Origin of the sequence: Micromonospora trifolii, from assembly GCF_022229005.1 — a bacterium.
In the GTDB taxonomy this organism is placed as follows: domain Bacteria; phylum Actinomycetota; class Actinomycetes; order Mycobacteriales; family Micromonosporaceae; genus Micromonospora; species Micromonospora trifolii.
This window is the reverse complement of sequence record NZ_JAKKFD010000052.1, coordinates 1-18,710: the sequence shown is the minus strand read 5'-3', so window position 1 is coordinate 18,710 and position 18,710 is coordinate 1. Positions and strand designations below refer to the sequence as shown.

Below are 18,710 nucleotides of genomic sequence, written 5' to 3'. Positions count from 1 at the left end.
CGTCAGCCGTTCAGGTAGCGGGCGGCGGCGCCGTGCTCTGCCGCACCACGAGCTTGGGGATGACCAGCGGCAGACGCTGCGGCACCGTGTCGTCGATGGCCTGGGTGACGGCCGTGATGGCCCGTCGACCGACCGCGTCGAAATCCTGCTGGATCGTCGTCAACGGCGGAATGAGAAACGGCGCCTCGGGGACATCGTCGAACCCGACGACGGAGACGTCGTGTGGCACCCGCCGCCCACGCTCGTGAAGCGCGCGCAGCACGCCGATGGCCATCTGGTCATTGGCGGCGAACACCGCTGTGGTGCCGCGCATCGCACCGATCCGCAGCCCGGCGGCGTAGCCGCTGTGCGCTCTCCAGTCGCCTTCGACCGGCTCCGGCGGGCGTAGGCCCGCGGCACTCATCGCCTGACGCCAACCTTCGAGGCGGGCGCGGGCCTCCGCCCAGTTGAGCGGGCCACTGACGTGCACGATCTCTCGATGCCCGAGGTCGAGGAGGTGGTCGGTGGCCATCCGCGCGCCGAGCACCTGGTCGACACCGACGGTCACGCTGGCCCGGGACAGGTCGCCCTCCACGACGACGAAGGGGACACCCGAGCGCGTCATCCGCACCACCTCGAGGGCCTCGTCGTTGCCGGCGATCATCACGACGCCCTCCACGCCGACGCGCATGAGGTGTTCGGTGGCGTCGCTGAGCGCCCGTACCGTCACCTCGGACAGGCTCACCGAGGTGGCGAAGTAGCCGGCGGCGCGGGCGGCGTCCTCGACGCTGCGATGGATGCTCGTCGGGCCGAACAGCGTCCTGGCCGTGCCGATGATGCCGATCATCCCGGACCGTCCCCGAACCAGCGCGCGGGCGGCCGTGTTGGGGCGGTAGTCGAGTCGTCGGATGGCCTCGAGGACCCGCTCCCGCGTCTCGCGCCTGATGCTGGGCGCCCCGTTGATGACCCGGGACACCGTCTGGTGTGACACGCCCGCCAGGCGAGCGACGTCGGCCATGACCGGTGGCCGGTCGGCCGCTGTCACAGCGGCCTTTGCGTGAACTCGCACTGGCGGGCCGTCCGTTCTTCCATGGAATGAGTTCCTCGTGGGCCTCGTCCGTTCGTGGCCGTCAGTGTGAGTGACGAGGCACCGCGCTGCCGCTGCCACCGACGAGGAAGTCGAGGTCCGCGCCGCTGTCCGCCTGGAGGACGTGCTCGCTGTAGAGCCGTACCCAACCCCGGTCGGTCACCGGCTTCGGAGGCTGCCAGGTGGTGCGGCGTTGGGCCAGTTCCGCATCGTCGACCAGGAGGTCCAGCCGGCGCGTCGAGACGTCGACGGCGACCAGGTCACCGGTGCGCACCAGCGCGAGAGGGCCACCCACTGACGCCTCCGGTGCCACGTGCAGGATGCAGGTGCCGTAGCCGGTGCCGCTCATCCGAGCGTCGGAGATCCGCACCATGTCCGTGATGCCGTCGGCGAGCAACCGTCGTGGCATGGGCACGTTGCCCACCTCCGGGAAGCCAGGGTAGCCCCGTGGTCCGGCGTTGCGGACGACGATCACCGTGTCGGGGGTGACGTCGAGGTCCGGGTCGTCGGCGGCGACGACGTACTCCTCGATCCGGTCGAAGACGAGCGCCGGGCCGGTGTGCGTGAGGAGGTGGGTCGAGGCGGCGGAGACCTTCAACACCGCCCCGGACGGCGCGAGTGACCCGCGCAGCACCACGGTGCCCGAGCCGGCGGGCTGGAACGGCTCGTCCATGGTGCCGATGACGTCCCGGTTCCAGCACTGGGCGCCGTCGACGTTCTCCGCCACGCTCCTGCCGCTGACGGTGATGTGGTCCATGTGCAGCAGCGGGGCGAGTTCCTTCATCACCACCGGAAGGCCGCCCGCGTAGGCGAAGTCCTCCATCAGGTACGTCCCGGACGGCATGAGGTTGACGAGCATGGGCACGTCGGCGGTGAGGGTGTCGAAGTCCTCCAGCGACAGGGGGACGCCGAGGCGTCCGGCGATCGCGAGCAGGTGTACGACGGCGTTGGTGGAGCCGCCGATGGCGGCGTTGACCCGGACGGCGTTCTCGAACGCCTGCCTGGTGAGCACCGAGGACAACCGTTGGTCCTGTTCGACCATGGCGACGATCCGGCGCCCGGCGGCGTGCGCGAGCGCGTACCGCCGGGAGTCGACCGCCGGCACGGCGGCCGCCCCCGGCAGCTGCACGCCCAGCGCCTCGGTCACACAGGCCATCGTGGACGCCGTACCCATTGTCATGCAGTGACCGCGGCTGCGGGACATGCCGACCTCGGCCTCGGAGCAGTCGGCAGCTGTCATCCGGCCGGCCCGCATCTCCTCGGTGAAGCGCCAGACCACGGTGCCCGAGCCGATGTCCTGGCCACGGAACTTGCCGTTGAGCATCGGGCCGCCGGTCAGCATGAGAGTCGGCAGGTCGACGCTCGCCGCTCCCATCAGCAGGCCGGGGGTGGTCTTGTCACAGCCGGAGAGCAGCACCACCCCGTCGAGCGGGTTGGCGCGGACCGACTCCTCCAGCTCCATCGCCAGCAGGTTGCGGTAGAGCATGGTCGTGGGTCGCATCAGCGGCTCGCCCAGGCTCATCGCCGGGAACTCCAGCGGCAGGCCCCCGCTCTCCCATACGCCCCGCTTCACCGACTCGGCCAGGTCGCGCAGGTGGGCGTTGCAGGGTGTCAGCTCCGACCAGGTGGTGGCGATGCCGATCACCGGGCGACCGTCGAAGACGTCGTCCGCGAACCCCTGGTTGCGCATCCAGGACCGATGGATGAACCCGTTGCGGCCTTCCGCACCGAACCACTCCCCGCTGCGCAGCGGTCGATTCGTCGTCGACATCAGCACACCTCTCTGTCATCCGTCCGGCCGCGTCGTGTGCGGCGATCAATGCGCGTGTGGTGGATTGCTGGTGGCGTCGGCGCGACCTACCGCAGACCTCCGACGGAGAGGCCGCCGCGCCAGTGTCGTTGCAGGCTGAAGAACGCGATGATCAGTGGGATCACGGACACCAGGGAACCCAGGATGATGAGGCTCCACAGCGAGGTGGTCCCCGCGTTGTTCGCGGACGCGATTCCCTGCCACAGGCCGAGGCCGACGGTGACCGGGAAGAGCCGGTTGTCGGAGAGCATGGCCAGCGGCAGGAAGTAGTTGTTCCACGACGCCACTGCCGACAGGAGCAGCACGGTGACCACCGCGGGGCGCATCAGCGGAAGAGCGATCTGCAGAAACGTCCGCACCTCGCCCGCGCCGTCGACCCGCGCCGCGTCCAGGAGCTCGTCGGGCACCGCGTCGCGCGCGTACACGTGCATCAGGTAGACGCCGAACGGGTTGAGCAGCGACGGGAGGATCACCGCCCAGACCGTGTTGGTCAGGCCGAGCCGGGAGAACATGATGAAGGTCGGGATGACCAGTGCGGTGGCGGGCACCATCAGCGCGCCGAGCACGACGGCGAAGCTGAAACGTCGGGCGGCGAACCGGTACTTGGCGAAACCGTAGCCGGCCATCACCGCCAGGACCGTGGCGCCGACTCCGCCAGCGATGGCGTACAGCGTGGAGTTGAGCATCCACCGCAGGTAGATGCCGCCGTCGTAGGTGAAGAGCTGCCGGAGGTTGCCGAGGTAGTCGACCTGGTCGGTGAACCAGAGGGTGTTGCCGCCGCCGAACAGGCCCGGCGCGTCCTTGGAGCTGTTGACGATGACCCACCAGAACGGTACGAGAAAGTAGATCACCAGGAAGCCGAGGAGGATCTGCAGAGGGAGATAGCGCTGCGGTCGGCGGGCGCCGGCGCGGACGCTGGTGTGGTCGGTCATCTACAGGAAGCTCCTCCGCTTGCGGGTGAAGAACAGGAAGGCGTACACGCAGATGAACACGATCCCGCCGAGGGCGAAGGAGATCGCGGACCCGTAGTTGAAGTTGGCGAGCGAGAACGCCTGTTGGTACGCGTACATGTTCGGGGTGAAGTCCGAGCCGATGGTGCCCGCGGCGAGGTACCGCAGGATCTGCGGCTCGTTGAAGAACTGCAGGGTGCCGATGAGTGAGAAGACCAGGATGAGGATCAGGGCGGGCGCGATCAGCGGGATCTTGATCCGCGTCGCGATCTGCCACTTCCCGGCGCCGTCCATCCGGGCCGCCTCGTAGAGCGTCGGGTCCACTCCCTGCAACGCCGCGTACAGGATGATCATGTAGTAGCCGGCCCACTGCCAGGTGACGACGTTGAGCAGCCCGTAGAAGATCAGGTCGCTGCTCAGGAAGTCCGGTGCGGTGGCGCCGAACAGCCCGAAGATGTCGGTGAGCGGGCCGAAGCCCCTGCTGTAGAGGAACCCCCACATCACGGCCCCGATGACAGTGGGGATCGCGTACGGAAGAAAGATCATGAGGCGGGAGAAGCGAGCGAACACTGTGGTCACCGAGTCCAGGATCAGGGCCAACGCGAGCGCGATGATGATCTGGAGCGGGATCGAGACCAGCGAGAAGCGGATGACGAACCACGCTCCGGACAGGAAGCTCGGGTCGGTGAACGCCTTCACGTAGTTGTCGAAGAGAACGAAGCTGGTGCCGCCGATCAGCTTCTTCTGAAAGAGGCTGAGGTACAGCGCGTACCCCAGCGGCGCGATGAGGAACGCCAGGAACACGATCCCGAACGGCCCGACGAAGAGCCACCCCATCAGGTGTTCGCGGAGGTGCACCTTGCCGCGGATCTTGCGCGTCTCAGGCTGAGTACGCGGTGCGCGCTTCTCGGTCAGTGATGTCATCTTGGTCTCCGGGACGTGGACGCTGAGGGAGGCGGGTGGGCCGGTCGGCCAGTGCCGGCGCGGCCCACCCATCCGGTCACTGAACGGTGAAGCCTTGTTCCTTGGCGTACTTCGCCACGTCCTCCTGAAGCCGGTCGGCAGCCTGCGAACCGGTGACGGAGCCCTTGATGATCTCGCTGACCTGTTTGGTCATGGCGTCGAGGTAGTACTGGCCGAACGGGGCGTACGCGACGCCCTTGTAGGCCTCGGCGGCGGGAAGGTAGACGTCCTTGTTGGCCTGCTGGCCGTTGAAGAACGCCACCTTCAGGTCGACGAACGCGGGGTCCTTGAGCGCCGTGAGGTTCAGCGGGAAGATGATCTGGTTTGTCCAGCCGTCGGTGAGCGACTCCTTGTCGGCGTAGAGCCCGTAGGCGACCTTCGCGGCCAGCTCCGGCTTCTTCGCCTGCTTGGTCACCGAGAAGGCCGATCCACCCCAGTTGATCTGCACCGGGTTGGCCGGATCCCACTGCGGCAGCGGCGCCACAGCGAACTTGCCGGTGTCCTGCCCCTTACCGACGCCGGCGCCGGTGAGGTAGCCGGGCGCCCAGGCCGCCGAGATGTACGTCGCGTAGTTGCCGTTGATCACGCCGGAGATGTACTCCGGGGTGAACTGGTCCTGCGTACCGACCAGGCCCTTCTTGGCGAGGCCGCCCCAGTAGTCCAGCACGTCCTTGGACGCCTGGTCGTTGAGCTTCACCCCGATCGCCTTCGGCTGAGCAGGGTCGTAGGTGAAGGGCGCGGCACCCTTCTGGATCTGCAGCGCCATGGTGAGCGCCGAGACGTTCGCGCCGAGGTCCCCGAAGAGCGGGCCACCGGCGTCCTTGACCTTCTGGGCGGCCTGCTCGTACTCGGCCCAGGTCTTCGGCGGCGTGATCTTGTATTTGTCGAAGATGTCCTTGCGGTAGATCATCGCCACCGGACCACCGTCGACCGGGACGCCGTAGACCTTGTCGCCGACCGACACGTCCTTCCAGGCGCCCTCGCCGTAGTTGGCCTTGACCGCGTCGAAGCCGTACTGCTTGATGTCGACGAGCGCGCCCTGAATCTGGAAGGTCGGGATCCGGTCCGCCTCGACCATGATCACGTCCGGCGCGCCGGTGCCCGCCGAGATGGCGGTCTGGAACTTGTCGTACTCGTCGCTGCCCTGGCCGACGTTTGTCCAGCAGACCTGCACGTCGTCATGCTGCTTGTTGAAGTTGTCGACGACGAGTTGGGTGTTGGGGTACCAGCCCCACATCGTCACGACCGGCACGTTCTGCTTGGTGATGGTGTTCGTGCAATTGCTCGCGTCGCTGCCGCCCTCGTCGGAGGAGCAGGCGACGAGCCCGGTCCCCGCCGCGAGCATGGCTACCGTGGCGAGTATTCGTCTTCTCTTCATTGAGATGGTTCCCTTCGGCGATGGCGGTGCACAGCATCCATGCGCTGGCGGGCGTCACCGGGAGCAGGAAAACCTGCTCCCGATGGCGTCGCCGGCGGAGACTCCTAGCGCTTGAACAGACGCGGCGCCAGGTCGATGAGGTTTTTCTGCCACACGTCCCAGCCGTGCGGCCCGGGGGTGACCCCGTCGAACTCGTAGCGGATACCGAGGTTGTTCAACGTGGTCAGCGATGCCATGAAGCTCGGGTACACGAAGTCGGTCTGGTCACCGACGTAGAGGCGCAGCATCTTGGTGCCGTTGTTGATCGCCGCCACGTCGACGCCCGTGCCGCTGCCGAACCCGGCCGAGAACGCGGCGACGTAGGCGAACTCGCCCGGGTAGGCCCGCAGCACCCCGAACGCCTGCCCGCCGCCCATCGACAGGCCGGCGAGGGCCTGCTGCGACGGATCGCTGGAGATGTGGTAGCGGGCACGGGCCGTCGGAACGATGTTCTCCCGCAACTCACTGTTGAAGTTCGACGAGTTGCCGTTGCCCATCACGACGACCATGGGGGTGAGAACGCCGTCGAGGAACTGATGGTCGAGGATCTGTTTGGCACGGCCCATCTCGACCCAGTCCGTGTAGTTCTGGCCGCCGCCGTGCTGGAGGTAGAGGACGGGGTACGGCTGCGTCCGGTTCGGGTCGTACCCGGGTGGGGTCCACACCAGCGCGGTCCGGTCCTGGCCGGCCACCGTGCTGGAATAGGTCATGCTCTCGACCTTCCCGCCACGACCGGCGGGTACGTCCGACAGCAGTCGGGCACCCGGCCCGGGGATGAAGAAGGTGCTCCACATCGGCTCGGTGGTGACAGTCGTCGGGTTGGAGGCGTCCTTGACCGCGACCCGGTCCACGATCAGCCGGTAGTAGTAGAACCAGGGCTTCAGCGGGCCCACTGTCGCCCGCCACCGGTCACCGTCGCGGGTCAGTGGCAGTCGCAGCCAGCTGCCGCCCGGCGCGACGTTCGCCCAGACCGTGACGTGCTGGGCGTCAGCGAAGTCGGTGGTCGTCTCGAAGGTGACGAACCCGTCATCGGTGACGAAGGGCGTCGGGGTGGTGCCGGCCGGCGGCGGAGTGAACTCCCCCTTCAGCTGCTGGTGACCGGGGCTCGGCCGGTGGTCGGAGACGTGCCGGAACAGCCGCGGCAGGAAGTCGACGAGGTTCTCCTGCCAGGTGGTCCAGGTCGCGCCGCCGTCGGGGTTGACGCCGTCGAACTCGAACCGGACGTCGGCTCGGCCCAACGCCTTCGTCAGCCGGTAGGTGGTGTTGTACGCGGGATCGGTGACGTTGCCCGTGTACAGGCGCAGCAGCTTGACGCTGCGGTTGATCGCCTTGGCGTCCTTGCGGTCGATCGCCGGCGCCGACGTGCCCGAGAACGAGCCGACGTAACCGAACTGACCCGGCTTGGTGAGCGCGGCCCGCAGCGCCTCCGTTGCGCCGTCGGACACGCCCGCGATCGCCTGGTGCTCCGGGTCGCGAAGGACCCGGTACCTGTCGGCGACCGCCTTGCGGAGGTCCTTCAACCCCTTGTCGTCCGAGCCGTCGACATCGTTGATCACCACCACCATCGGCCGGATGGTGCCCGCGGCCGAGAGGTTGTCGAGGATCTGCTTGGACCGACCGAGGTCGAGCCAGTCGGTGGTGGCCGCACCGTCACCCGACTGGAGGAAGAGCGCCGGATACCCCTTCGGGCCCTTGGCCGCGTAACCCGGTGGCGTCCAGACCAGGGCGGAGCGCTGCGCGTTGGTGGTCCGATAGGTCAGCGTCTCGATCTTTCCGCCGGTGCCGGCCGGCGCGTCGACCAGCCACCGTGCCGAGTCGCCCGCGACGAGGAAGGTGCTCAGCAGCGGGTTGGACGCGACACCCGTGCTGTTCGTTGGATCCTTGATGGTCAATGTGTCGTCAGCAGTGACCTGGTAGTTGTAGAGCCCGGGCTCCAGCGCACCGAGAACACCCGACCACACGTCACCCCGACGGGTCAGGCCGAACTCCGCCCAGCTGGCCGACGGACCGAAGTTTCCCTCGACGACGACCTGCGAGACGGTGCCCAGGTTCTCCTGGACGTACGCCGCCGGGACGGCGAACGTGGCGTAGCGGTCCGCGGAGACGTTCAGCCACGGCGTGTCCGCCGCAGCCGGTTGCGGCGCGATGAGCACCGCCGCGGTGGCGATGACCCCGGCGGTGAACGCCGCCGAGAGCCGTCGGCGTACGCCCAGACGGCGTAGGCGCCCATGATACTGTTCGGTACTCACACTCCACTCCCTTCAAGGTGCCGGCAGCGGATGCGACCCGACTGACCGGCTCAACTCAACGGTGGATCTGGCCGTGTGTGCTGCGTGCACCTCCTTCAGGCTGTTGCCACTGGCACACCTGACCTGATCGCTCTGTCGGGAGCGATCAGGTTCATGCACCAATGGGCTGAGGTCATGGTCGTGCCGCGCCCTTCGGAGGTGCTGTCGAGTCGCGCACGACGAGGCTGGTCGGAAGCACTATCTGGCTCGGCTCGTCCCACTCGCCGGTCACCAGTGACTTCAGCATCCGCGCGGCTTCGTACCCGAGCTGATACATCGACTGGTCCACAGTGGTAAGACCCGGCTGGGTCAACGCCGACTCGGGAATGTTGTCGAACCCCACGACGGACAGGTCCCTCGGCACCGAGAACCCCAGCTCCCTGGCGACTTCTAGAACCTTGAGGGCCATCCCGTCGCTCGCCGCGAAGATTGCCGATGGCGGGTCCGGTCGTTGCAGCAGGACGCGCGCCAGCGGAGTTGCCGACTCGGGGTTGAAGTCTCCCCGGCCGATCAGCGTCGGATCGACCGGAACCCCAGCGGTGGTCAGCGCGGCCCGGTAGCCCTCTTCCCGCGACCACGCCGAGGCCAGGCTGTCACGGCCGGCGATGAACCCGATGCGCCGATGGCCCAGGCCGAGCAGGTGTTCGACAGCTGTGGTGGCGCCCGCGAGGTTGTCGGAGATCACCGAGGGCGCCGTCGAGCCCCGCACCGGGTCGATGGCCACAACCGGCGTCCGGGTCCGGAAATCACCCCAGGGTGTGACGACGATGCACCCGTCGGTGAGGGTGCCCGACAGGCGGGTCAGGTGCCGCTGCTCCCAACCCTCCGAATACGACCCGTAGAGGTCGCTGTTGGCGTAGATGATCAGATCGAAGCCCGAGCGGCTCAGCGCCTTCATCACGCCCTTGAGCACCTCCGCCGTGTACGACTGGAAGCTGTGCGCCACGAGGCCCAGCACGTTGGTGCGGCTGCGCCGAAGGCTGGTGGCCACCAGACTCGACTCGTAGCCGAGTTGCTCGATGGCCGAGCGCACCTGAGCGACGGTGCGAGCGCTGACGCCGTAATGCCCGTTGACGACGCGCGAGACGGTGGCGGTGGAAACGCCAGCAGCTCGGGCGACATCACTCATCGTTACCGGCGCATTGACTTCAATCATGCCGCTCTCTCTGGACTGCAATCGTTATCGGTTACGTTTCCAGGATGTTGCCAACGTAACTGAGAACGATTACGAACACAAGACCTCGCCGTCCTTACCCGACCCCTGAGAACAACGTCCTAACTGGACGATCACAAGTGCGCGGCCTGCCCCCCGGATGCCGTTGCGGATAACGCAATCGGCAGCCTCTGGCGGCGATCGAAGTGGGCCCGATTTCTGCGCCGGTGCTACCCGTCGACAACAGGGCGGCACGCTCCGTCAAGAACCATTCCTCGACCCAGGTGAGCGCTCACAGCTGCCGAACTTCTGCGGTCCCGGTAAAGACCTTCGACGTCGGCCGGTCCGGGTCCGCACTGATGACAAAGGTGCCGGCATGGGTGTGATCGGCGGCCGAGAAGCCGACGTACACCTCGATCTGCCCGGCCTCCACCGCGTAGCTCATGCTCCGGTCGTAGAAACCGAGTTGGCCGGTGGGGAGCGCGAACCGCACCGCCACCCGCTGGCCGGCGGCGGCCTCGACGCGGGCGAAGGCCTTCAGCTCCAGCACCGGCCGGGTGATCGTGGCCTGTGGGTCGCGGACGTAGAGCTGTACGACCTGCTCCCCCGCCCGGTCTCCGGTGTTGGTGAGCGTGACCTCGACACCGACGCTGTCCCCGGCGCGGACCTCGGCGCCTGCCACGGTGGCGTCCTCGATCACGAACGAGGTGTACCCGAGGCCGTGGCCGAAGACGTATCGCGGCGCGACCGGCGAATCCACGTAGTCGCCGTGCCAGTGCGACCGCCCGCCGGAGACCTTGTGGCCGTAGAAGACGGGGATCTGACCCACGCCACGGGGGTACGAGATCGGCAGCTTTCCGCTCGGGTTGACCTCACCGAGGAGCACCTCGACGATCGCCTGCGCTCCGGTCTCCCCCGGCAACCAGGCCATCAGCACCGCGGCGCACTCGTCGTGCAGGAAGTCGCTGCCCACCGGCCGGCCGGCGACGAGCACCGCCACGACGGGCGTACCGGTGGCGACGACGGCACGGACGAGCTCTTCCTGCACGCCCGGCAGGTCCAGACTGGACCGGTCCCGCGACTCGCCCGTGGTGGCCCCGGGCGTCAGCCCCGAGCGGTCACCCAGGACCAGCACCGCGACGTCGGCCGCCTCGGCGGCCGCGACCGCCGCGGCGAACCCCTCGGTCGACGGGTCGAGGACGTCGCAGCCCTGGGCGAAGCGCAGCCGGTCACCCAGCCGTGCCGCGAGTTCGTCTCGCACCGTGGGCACGCCGTCGGTGCTCTCGTCGATCTCCAGATCGTCCGGGATCGTCATCATCTCGCCGAGCAGGCCGCGCCGCTTGCGCGCCTCGACCAACGCCTCGATGTGGGCCGCGAACGAGTAGTCACCGAGCAGGTGTCGGGCATCGTCGGCGTTCGGGCCGATGAGAGCGACAGTTCCTGCTTCCCCCAGCAGCGGCAGGACGCCGTCGTTCTTGAGCAGGACGAGGCTGCGGCGGGCGATCTCCAGCGCCACGCCCCGGTGCCGCTCCGCGTTCGCCGAGGTCGAGGCCGCGTCCTCGTCGACGTACGGGTTCTCGAAGAGCCCGAGTTCGACCTTGTGCCGAAGGACCCGTGCGACCGCCTCGTCGAGTTGGGCCTCGCTGACCTCGCCCGCGTCCAGGGCATCGGTGAGGGCGTCCGCGTACGCGTCCGTCGCCGGAAGCTCGACGTCCACGCCCGCGCCGAGGCCCACCGTCGCGGCCTGCTGCTTGTCCTGCGCGAAGTGGTGGTACGAGTGGAGGTCGTTGACGGCGAAGTAGTCGGAGACCACGCTGCCGGTGAAGCCCCACTGCCCACGCAGGACGTCGGCGAGGAGTTCCCGGTTGGCGTGACACGGGACGCCGTCGAGCTCGTGGTAGCCGGCCATCACCGACTGGAGCCCGCCGTCGCGGACCGCCGCCTCGAACGGGTACAGGTACACCTCACGCAGCAGACGCGGCGGCAGTTGGGCCGGCGCCCAGTTCAGCCCACCCTCGGACGCCCCGTAGCCGACGAAGTGCTTGGCGGTGGCGAGCACGCCGTCGGTCAGGTCGGCGCCCTGGAGACCCCGGACGAACGCCACCCCCATCCGGGACACCAGGTACGGGTCCTCGCCGTAGGTCTCCTCCGTCCGGCCCCACCGTGGGTCGCGCACCACGTCCAGCACCGGCGAGAGCCCCTGGTGGCTGCCCATGGCGCGCATCTGTGCGCGAACGGCGTCCGCCAACTGCCGGTTGAGCTCCGGCGCCCAGGTGCTCGCGACGCCGATCGCCTGCGGGAAGATGGTCGCCTCGCGGGCCATCACGCCCGAGCAGACCTCCTCGTGCACGATCGCCGGGATCCCCAACCGGGTCTCGGTGACCAGGAAGCGCTGGAGGGCGTTGGCGGCCCGCGCCACCTGCGCCGCCTTCAGGCTGGTCGCGCCCGCGACGCGGGTCACGTGCCCCAGGCCGTGTCGAAGGATCGGCCGGGCCCGCTCCGCCGCGAACCTCCCGCCCTCCAGCACCGTGAACGCCCACGTGCTGCCCAGCTGCGCGAGCTTCTCCTCGCGGGTCATCCGGGCCAACAGATCCGACACCCGTTCGTCGACGGGCGCTGTCGCATCGGCGTAGGTCGCCTCGATCTCCGGCTCAACAGTGGTCACCCGGTCACCCCAATCACCGCGACAAGCTGGTCTTCGGGCCTCGTCGGTCACGACACCGCCGGCGCCTGGCCGCACTGGGGCGGCCTGGCCCTGGGCCCTGTCGGCCGGACATTGATCCAGACACCGTGTTCCCTTACGTAAACGTAATCGGTAACGTTTACATAGATCGAAAACGTAATCGAAGACGATCACGTTGTCCAGAGCTCACACTGCCTCCACCACCCCTCGGTCCCGACGCTCGGGCAGAGACGTCCGCGTCGGACCTGCACGAAGGGAGCCAGCCCTGAACACCCACACCGACAGCGCGCCGGAGAACGGCGTGAACACGGCCCGTCTGACAGTGGACCCCCGTCGACGCGTCGCACCGGTGCCACGGCGGCTCTTCGGCTCGTTCGTCGAGCACCTGGGCCGCTGCGTCTACACCGGAATCTACGAGCCGGGGCACCCGACGGCCGACGCCGACGGCTTCCGGGGCGACGTCCTCGCGCTGGTACGCGAGCTGGGCGTCACCACCGTGCGCTATCCCGGCGGCAACTTCGTCTCGTCCTATCGCTGGGAGGACGGCGTCGGCCCGGTCGACAAACGACCGGCGAGGCTCGACCTCGCCTGGCACAGCCTGGAGACGAACGCGTTCGGGCTGGACGAGTTCATGCGCTGGGTCGGCAAGGCCGACGTGGACCCGATCATGGCGGTCAACCTGGGTACCCGTGGCACCGCCGAGGCCGTCGACCTGCTCGAGTACGCCAATCACCGCGGTGGGAGTCACCTCGCCGACCAGCGCCGCGACAACGGTGCTGTCGATCCGTACGGGATCAAGCTGTGGTGCCTGGGCAACGAGATGGACGGCCCGTGGCAGGTGGGTCAGCGCAGCGCGACCGAGTACGGCCGGCTCGCGGCGCAGACGGCGAAGGCGATGCGCCGCTTCGATCCCGATCTCGAACTGGTCGCCTGCGGCTCCTCGCACCTCGGTATGCCGACCTTCGGCAGCTGGGAGCGTGACGTGCTGACCGAGGCGTACGACGACGTAGACCTGATCTCGCTGCACGCGTACTACCAGCCGGTCGACGACGATCTGGCCAGCTTCCTCGCCTCGGCCGAGGACATGGACAGGTACATCGACGCCGTCACCGCCATCGCCGACTCGGTCGGAGCGATCCGTCGGTCGACCAAGAAGATCATGATCGCGTTCGACGAGTGGAACGTCTGGTACCAGTCCGCCGCCCCGTCCACTCCCCCGAGCGGCGAGGACTGGCCGGTCGCGCCGCCCCTGCTGGAGGATCACTACAGCGTGGCCGACGCGGTCGTCGTCGGCGGCCTGCTCATCAGCCTGCTGCGGCACAGCGACCGGGTGAGCGCGGCCTGCCAGGCCCAACTGGTCAACGTCATCGCACCGATCATGACCGAGGTGGGCGGCTCGGCCTGGCGCCAGACCATCTTCCACCCCTTCGCCCGCACCGCCCGGCACGCCCAGGGCACCGTGTTGGACGTGCTGCGCGAGGGCAGCACGACGACCACCGACCGCTACGGTGAGATCGGCGCTGTCGACGCCGTCTCCACCTGGGACGACAACACCGGGGAGATGGCCGTCTTCCTCGTCAACCGCGCCCTCGACACCCCGGCCGAGGTGACCATCGACGTCGCCGGTGCCCAGGTCAGCGACATCATCGAGTGCGTCACCGTCGGCGGCACCGACCTGCACGCCAAGAACACTGCCGACGGTCCCGACCACGCCACGCCGCGCCCCAACGAGACGGCACGCGGCGCTGACGCAAGTGTCCAGCTGACCCTTCCGCCCGCGTCCTGGACGATGCTGCGCCTGCGCGCCACCGACACGACCCCATGACCGGCTGACGAACGGTTCCGGACGTGCCCCGGCCGCGCACACCTGGCGATCACCAGGGGTGCGCGGCCGGGGGCTTCCCCACCACAGCCGGGCGACGCCGTGGTGCACCGGGGCCGACCCGAGGTGCCTGTCGCCCGCCTAGAAGTCGACAGTGTCGGAGGGTGCCGACGTGCTGGTGCTGACCGTGGCGACCGTCGCGGTGGCGGTGACCTTCGTGCGGTGCGACGGGCCCGCCGGTGACGTGGTGACGTCGAGATCGGTGGTGGTGGCCCGGAACGAAGCGACGCAGCTATGCGAGCGCTAACATCGTTCCCTGTCGAAAACGCAATCATGAATTGCATTGACCGTCAAGATGGAAATCGCGGCAGAGAATCGCGTTCAAACAATTCGGGCGCGCTTCAACGACACCAGGACAACTGGCGCGCGAATTCTCTGTTGGTCGATGTCGTCAAGGAATTCGCGCGCCAGTCGAGGTGGCCCGGAAACGCACCCAGAAGCGACCGGCGTCCGCGATTTATTCGACCGCTGGCTGCAACCTCCCGTCGACTCGCCGGGAAATGGCTGTGTACTCGTCGCGCAACTCCTCGGGGAGCACCCAGGTCGGGGCGTCCTGCCACGCCAGCGGACGGAGGAACCGTCGGATCGACGTGGCGCCCACCGACGTGTGCACGGCGTTCGTCGACGGCCACGGTCCACCGTGGTGCTGGGCCCACGACACCCGGACACCGGTGGGGTAGCCGTCGAAGACGATGCGACCCGCGCGGGCGGCGAGCACGTCGACCAGTCGGCGTACCACGTCGGAGTCGTCGCCCGGTCCGCGGTGAAGCGAACCGGTCAACGACGGCGGGACGGTGGCCAGCGCGGCGTCGAGGTCGGCGGCGTCGTCGTACCGGACCACGATCAGGAGCGGGCCGAAGCACTCGTCGGCAATCTCGGCGGTCAGGCCGGCGAGGCCGACCTCCAGGAGGGTCGGTGCCACTGTGAAGCCCACGCCCGGATCGACAGTGGGCCGCGCCGAGACCTGAGCGCCGGCCCGCTCGAACTCCGTGGCCCGCTTCTCGTACGCGTCCCGGATGCGCTCGTTGAGCAGGACTGTGCCACCCGATGCGTCGACTCTGGCCCGCAGCGCGTCGACCAGGCGGTCGCCACCCGGGTCGGACGCAACGAACGCCAGGCCGGGCTTGGTGCACAGCTGACCGCCCGAGTTCGTGAAGGAGCCGAACAGCCCCTCGGCGATCTGCTCCCCCCGGGCGGCAGCCGCGTCGGGCAGGACGACGATCGGGTTCACGCTGCTCAGCTCGGCGTACAGGGGAATGGGGTCGAGCCGTTCGTGGATGGCCGCCTGGATGGCGCGGGCGGCGTTGACCGAGCCGGTCAGGGCGGCCGCGCGGATCGCCGGGTGACGTACCAGCGAACGGCCGGCCTGCTCCCCGTACACGGTCGCGACGACACCCTCGGGCCCGCCGAGGTCGCGCACGGCCGACTCGATCGCGGCGGCCGAGGCGTGCGAGGTCAGCGGGTGGGACGGGTGGGCCTTCAGGATCGTCGGGCATCCGGCGGCGAGCGCGGCGGCCGTGTCCCCGCCGGCGACCGAGAAGGCGAACGGGAAGTTGCTGGCCCCGAAGACGGCGACCGGCCCGAGGGGTACCAGCATCCGCCGCAGGTCCGGGCCGCGGCCGAGCGGTGTGTCGGCGGCGTGGTCGATGGTGGCCTCGACGTACGCCCCGTCGCGCAGCACCTCGCCGAACATCCGGAACTGAAGCGCCGCCCGGGTGAGTTCCCCGTCGAGTCGCGCGTGGCTCAGCCCGGTCTCCGCCTCGGCGGCGGCGACCAGATCCACCCGACGGGACTCCAGCGACGCGGCGATCGCGTCCAGCAACTCCGCGCGGCCGAGCCTCCCGCGCTCGGCCAGCCACTGCGCCGCCGGCGACGTCTGACCGGCGATCGCCTCCAGCCGAGACTCGTCGGTCTCGGTGAGATCCGTCGCGCGACGCTGACCGTCGCGCGGATCGACAGTGATGACCACGTTCACAGCAGTCCTCTCCTTACCAGATTGCCCATGAGATCGCGGACGCCGAAGTGCCAGGGCTCGCACTCCTCCGCGTGCCGCACCCGGTTGACCAGGGTGCCGAGCGCCGGGCAGCTGATCCGTACCACGTCGTCGACCTTGTGGGTGAAGCCCTCACCGGGGCGGTCCCGGTCCTGGATGGGCGCGAACATGGTGCCGAGCATCAGTGCGGCGCCGTCGGGATAGTGGTGGTGCGGCCCGATCAGCTGCCGGACCAGCTCCTCGGGATCACGCGACATCTGGGTCATCTCCGAGACCGCCTCCAGGTGGAAGCCGTCCTCGCCGCGAACCTCCAGGCGCACCTCGAGTTCACGTACCCGATCCATGCCGAACCGGTCGTCGAAGAGCCGGATCAGGGGGCCGAGGGCGCAGGAGGCGTTGTTGTCCTTCGCCAGGGGAAGCAGGAGCGCCGAGCGGCCCTCGATGTCGCGCAGGTTCACGTCGTTGCCGAGGGTGGCGCCGACGATCCGGCCACTGGACTGGACGATGAGCGTGACCTCGGGTTCCGGGTTGTTCCAGGTCGACGCGGCGAGCACGCCGACCGGGACGGCGGTGCCGACGGCGGAGAGGATCTGCCCCTTGGTGAAGATCTCGGCGTCGGGGCCGATGCCCACCTCCAGGTACTGACTCCACATGCCCTCGGCGACCAGCAGACTCTTGAGCCGATCCGCCTCGGGCGAGCCCGCCTCCAGGCTGTGCAGGTCGACACCGACGTCGGCGAGCATGCGGTGCCGGATGTCCGCCGCCAGCGCCAGGTCTCCCCGCGCCCGTTCCTCGATCACCCGCTCGATCATGGAGATCGGGAAGGTCACCCCGGCGGCCTTGAGCGCCTGGAGGTCGACCGGGGTGAGCAGCCAGGGCCGGTCACGGTCTCGCGTCGCGGCCCCCGTGTTGGCCAGTATCTCTCCGAAGTCGCCCACCCTCGGCCCGTCGAGCCCGGCCACCGTCGCGGCGGGATCGGGCAGCTCGCAGATGTCGCGGACGGTCGGGAACCGGTGGCTGATGTCGATGACCTCGCCGTCGCGGACGGTGACCGGCGAGGGGCCGTCGCCGGACGGGTCCCAGATCCGGCCGATGAGGACGCTGTCGGCATCGTCCGGCAGCGCCTCGACGGCGGTGCCGACCCAGTCCGCGCCCGCGGCCGACCCCCGGGGCCGTGGCAGCGTCATGAGTCGCCCTCCAGGTTGAAGAAGGACCGCTCGTCGCGGGGACGGATGTCGAAGACGGCGTCCTGGAACATCCGCAGCGGGTGCGGTGTGAACGGGTGCCGCTCGATCGCAGTGACGACCGTCTCGGTGGCGCCGACCGGCCCGTTCATCGTTATCACCCAGATCAGCTCTAACCGACGCAGCGACCAGATGGTCCTCAGCAGTGCCAGCAGTCCCAGGGTGGGCTTGACGACCTCCCAGGCGACGGCCTGGGAGGTGGCCCACCATTCGGCGCCTCGACGGTCGCAGCCCTCGTTGAGGTCCGCGGGACGGACTGCCACTCCACAACGGCAGAGACGGTGACTACCCATCGCCACTCCACTCTTATGATGCAGAGCCAAACTTGTGAATTTGCAACGAGCGTAGCGTCATGTGCAACGGTGTCAAGAACGATTGCGCATCGCGTCTACCTCAGTGCACAATCCGCAATGGCAGCGATGGCGCTGTCCGCCGTGAGAGGAATTTGCTGCTGGCGTGCTGGCGGTCAGGAGTGCTCAGGAGTCGGCATAGTGGCGGTGTGAGCTTGAAGGAGTGGGCGGCGGCTACCGGCGTCTCGTACGCGACCGCGCGGCGACGGTATGAGTCCGGAACGTTGCCTGTTCCCGCTTACCGGCTCGGCCGGCTGAGCATGGTCGGTGAACCAATGACCAGCGCGGCCCTGGGCGCTGGGCAGGTTGTGGTGTACGCCCGGGTGTCTTCGGCCGATCAGGAGCCGGATCTGGACCGGCAGCTCGCCCAGGTGACCGTGTGGGCTACCGGTCATCGACTTGCCGTCGACCGGGTGGTGACCGAGGTCGGGTCAGCGCTCAACGGGCACAGCGAGAAATTCCTGTCCCTGCTCCGTGACGTGTCTGAGACTTTGACGTCGCTGTACGTCCGCCTGTACGGCCGTCGCGCCGGCGCGGGCCGTGTCCGCCGCGCGGTCGAGGCGGTCACCGAGGTTCCGATGTGAAGACGATCCAGGCGTACCGGTTCGCTCTCGACCTCACTCCGGGTCAGGAACGCGCTGTGAACGCGCATGTGGGGGCCGCGCGGGTGGCGCACAACTGGGCGCTCGCCCGGGTCAAGGCGGTGATGGACCAGCGCACGGCGGAGCGTTCCTATGGTCTGCCGGATGAGTTGCTGACGCCGTCGCTGCCGTGGTCGCTCGCCGGGCTGCGTAAGGCGTGGAACGCCGCGAAGGCCGATGCGGCGCCGTGGTGGGGCGAAGTGTCCAAAGAGGCGTTCAACACCGGCCTGGATGCTCTCGCCCGTGGCCTGAAGAACTGGGCTGTCTCCC

General features: G+C 68.6%; 15 protein-coding genes. 4 read left to right on the top strand and 11 right to left on the bottom strand.

The features are described from left to right. Positions 1-10: 10 nt before the first annotated feature. From NIE79_RS27900 to NIE79_RS27865, 8 genes are all read right to left on the bottom strand, one after another. Complete coding sequence (locus NIE79_RS27900; protein WP_274524774.1) at positions 11-997, bottom strand: LacI family DNA-binding transcriptional regulator; 987 nt, start codon at positions 995-997, stop codon at positions 11-13. Positions 998-1,109: 112 nt separating this feature from the next. Next, positions 1,110-2,837, bottom strand: a complete 1,728-nt coding sequence (locus tag NIE79_RS27895) for an IlvD/Edd family dehydratase (RefSeq protein WP_238681404.1) — start codon at positions 2,835-2,837, stop codon at positions 1,110-1,112. Positions 2,838-2,923: 86 nt separating this feature from the next. After that, the gene (locus NIE79_RS27890) at positions 2,924-3,808 is read right to left on the bottom strand and encodes a carbohydrate ABC transporter permease (protein WP_238681403.1); all 885 of its coding nucleotides are present in this window, start codon (positions 3,806-3,808) and stop codon (positions 2,924-2,926) included. Beyond that, positions 3,809-4,750: a carbohydrate ABC transporter permease gene (locus tag NIE79_RS27885; RefSeq protein WP_238681402.1), complete on the bottom strand. Its 942-nt coding sequence runs from the start codon at positions 4,748-4,750 to the stop codon at positions 3,809-3,811. 76 nt (positions 4,751-4,826) lie between these two features. Beyond that, positions 4,827-6,167, bottom strand: coding sequence for an ABC transporter substrate-binding protein (locus NIE79_RS27880; protein ID WP_238681401.1), 1,341 nt, complete (start codon positions 6,165-6,167; stop codon positions 4,827-4,829). 104 nt (positions 6,168-6,271) lie between these two features. Further along, positions 6,272-8,455 carry an alpha/beta hydrolase gene (locus NIE79_RS27875; RefSeq protein WP_238681400.1) on the bottom strand — a complete coding sequence of 728 codons (2,184 nt, stop codon included), beginning with the start codon at positions 8,453-8,455 and terminating at the stop codon, positions 6,272-6,274. A gap of 172 nt (positions 8,456-8,627) precedes the next feature. Beyond that, positions 8,628-9,623: a LacI family DNA-binding transcriptional regulator gene (locus NIE79_RS27870; RefSeq protein WP_238681399.1), complete on the bottom strand. Its 996-nt coding sequence runs from the start codon at positions 9,621-9,623 to the stop codon at positions 8,628-8,630. Positions 9,624-9,939: 316 nt separating this feature from the next. Continuing rightward, a complete protein-coding gene (locus tag NIE79_RS27865) occupies positions 9,940-12,312 on the bottom strand; it encodes a glycoside hydrolase family 3 N-terminal domain-containing protein (RefSeq protein ID WP_238681398.1) in 2,373 nt (790 codons plus the stop codon). A gap of 319 nt (positions 12,313-12,631) precedes the next feature. Between NIE79_RS27865 and arfA the strand changes: the two genes are divergently transcribed. Both arfA and NIE79_RS27855 read left to right on the top strand, forming a co-directional pair. Then, complete coding sequence (gene arfA, locus NIE79_RS27860) at positions 12,632-14,155, top strand: arabinosylfuranosidase ArfA (protein WP_238681397.1); 1,524 nt, start codon at positions 12,632-12,634, stop codon at positions 14,153-14,155. A 151-nt stretch (positions 14,156-14,306) separates the two neighbouring features. Beyond that, positions 14,307-14,459, top strand: coding sequence for a hypothetical protein (locus tag NIE79_RS27855; protein WP_238681396.1), 153 nt, complete (start codon positions 14,307-14,309; stop codon positions 14,457-14,459). 210 nt (positions 14,460-14,669) lie between these two features. Here the strand turns inward: NIE79_RS27855 and NIE79_RS27850 are convergent, their stop codons facing one another. From NIE79_RS27850 to NIE79_RS27840, 3 genes are read right to left on the bottom strand one after another with little or no spacing between them, the layout of a single operon-like run. After that, positions 14,670-16,187, bottom strand: a complete 1,518-nt coding sequence (locus NIE79_RS27850) for an aldehyde dehydrogenase family protein (RefSeq protein ID WP_238681395.1) — start codon at positions 16,185-16,187, stop codon at positions 14,670-14,672. Continuing rightward, a complete protein-coding gene (locus NIE79_RS27845; protein WP_238681394.1) occupies positions 16,184-17,392 on the bottom strand; it encodes a fumarylacetoacetate hydrolase family protein in 1,209 nt (402 codons plus the stop codon). The genes NIE79_RS27850 and NIE79_RS27845 overlap by 4 nt, the downstream gene beginning before the upstream one ends. Then, a complete protein-coding gene (locus tag NIE79_RS27840) occupies positions 17,389-17,712 on the bottom strand; it encodes a hypothetical protein (RefSeq protein WP_238681393.1) in 324 nt (107 codons plus the stop codon). Before NIE79_RS27840 ends, NIE79_RS27845 begins: the two co-directional genes overlap by 4 nt. A gap of 236 nt (positions 17,713-17,948) precedes the next feature. On the opposite strand from NIE79_RS27840, the gene NIE79_RS27835 reads away from it, so the two are divergent. Together NIE79_RS27835 and NIE79_RS27830 are read left to right on the top strand one after the other, a co-directional pair. After that, entirely contained in the window at positions 17,949-18,383 is a 435-nt protein-coding gene (locus tag NIE79_RS27835; RefSeq protein WP_238681392.1) for a recombinase family protein, read from the top strand. Beyond that, the coding region (locus NIE79_RS27830) for a helix-turn-helix domain-containing protein (RefSeq protein WP_238681391.1) at positions 18,380-18,710 on the top strand (331 nt) is incomplete at its 3' end. The genes NIE79_RS27835 and NIE79_RS27830, both read left to right, overlap by 4 nt.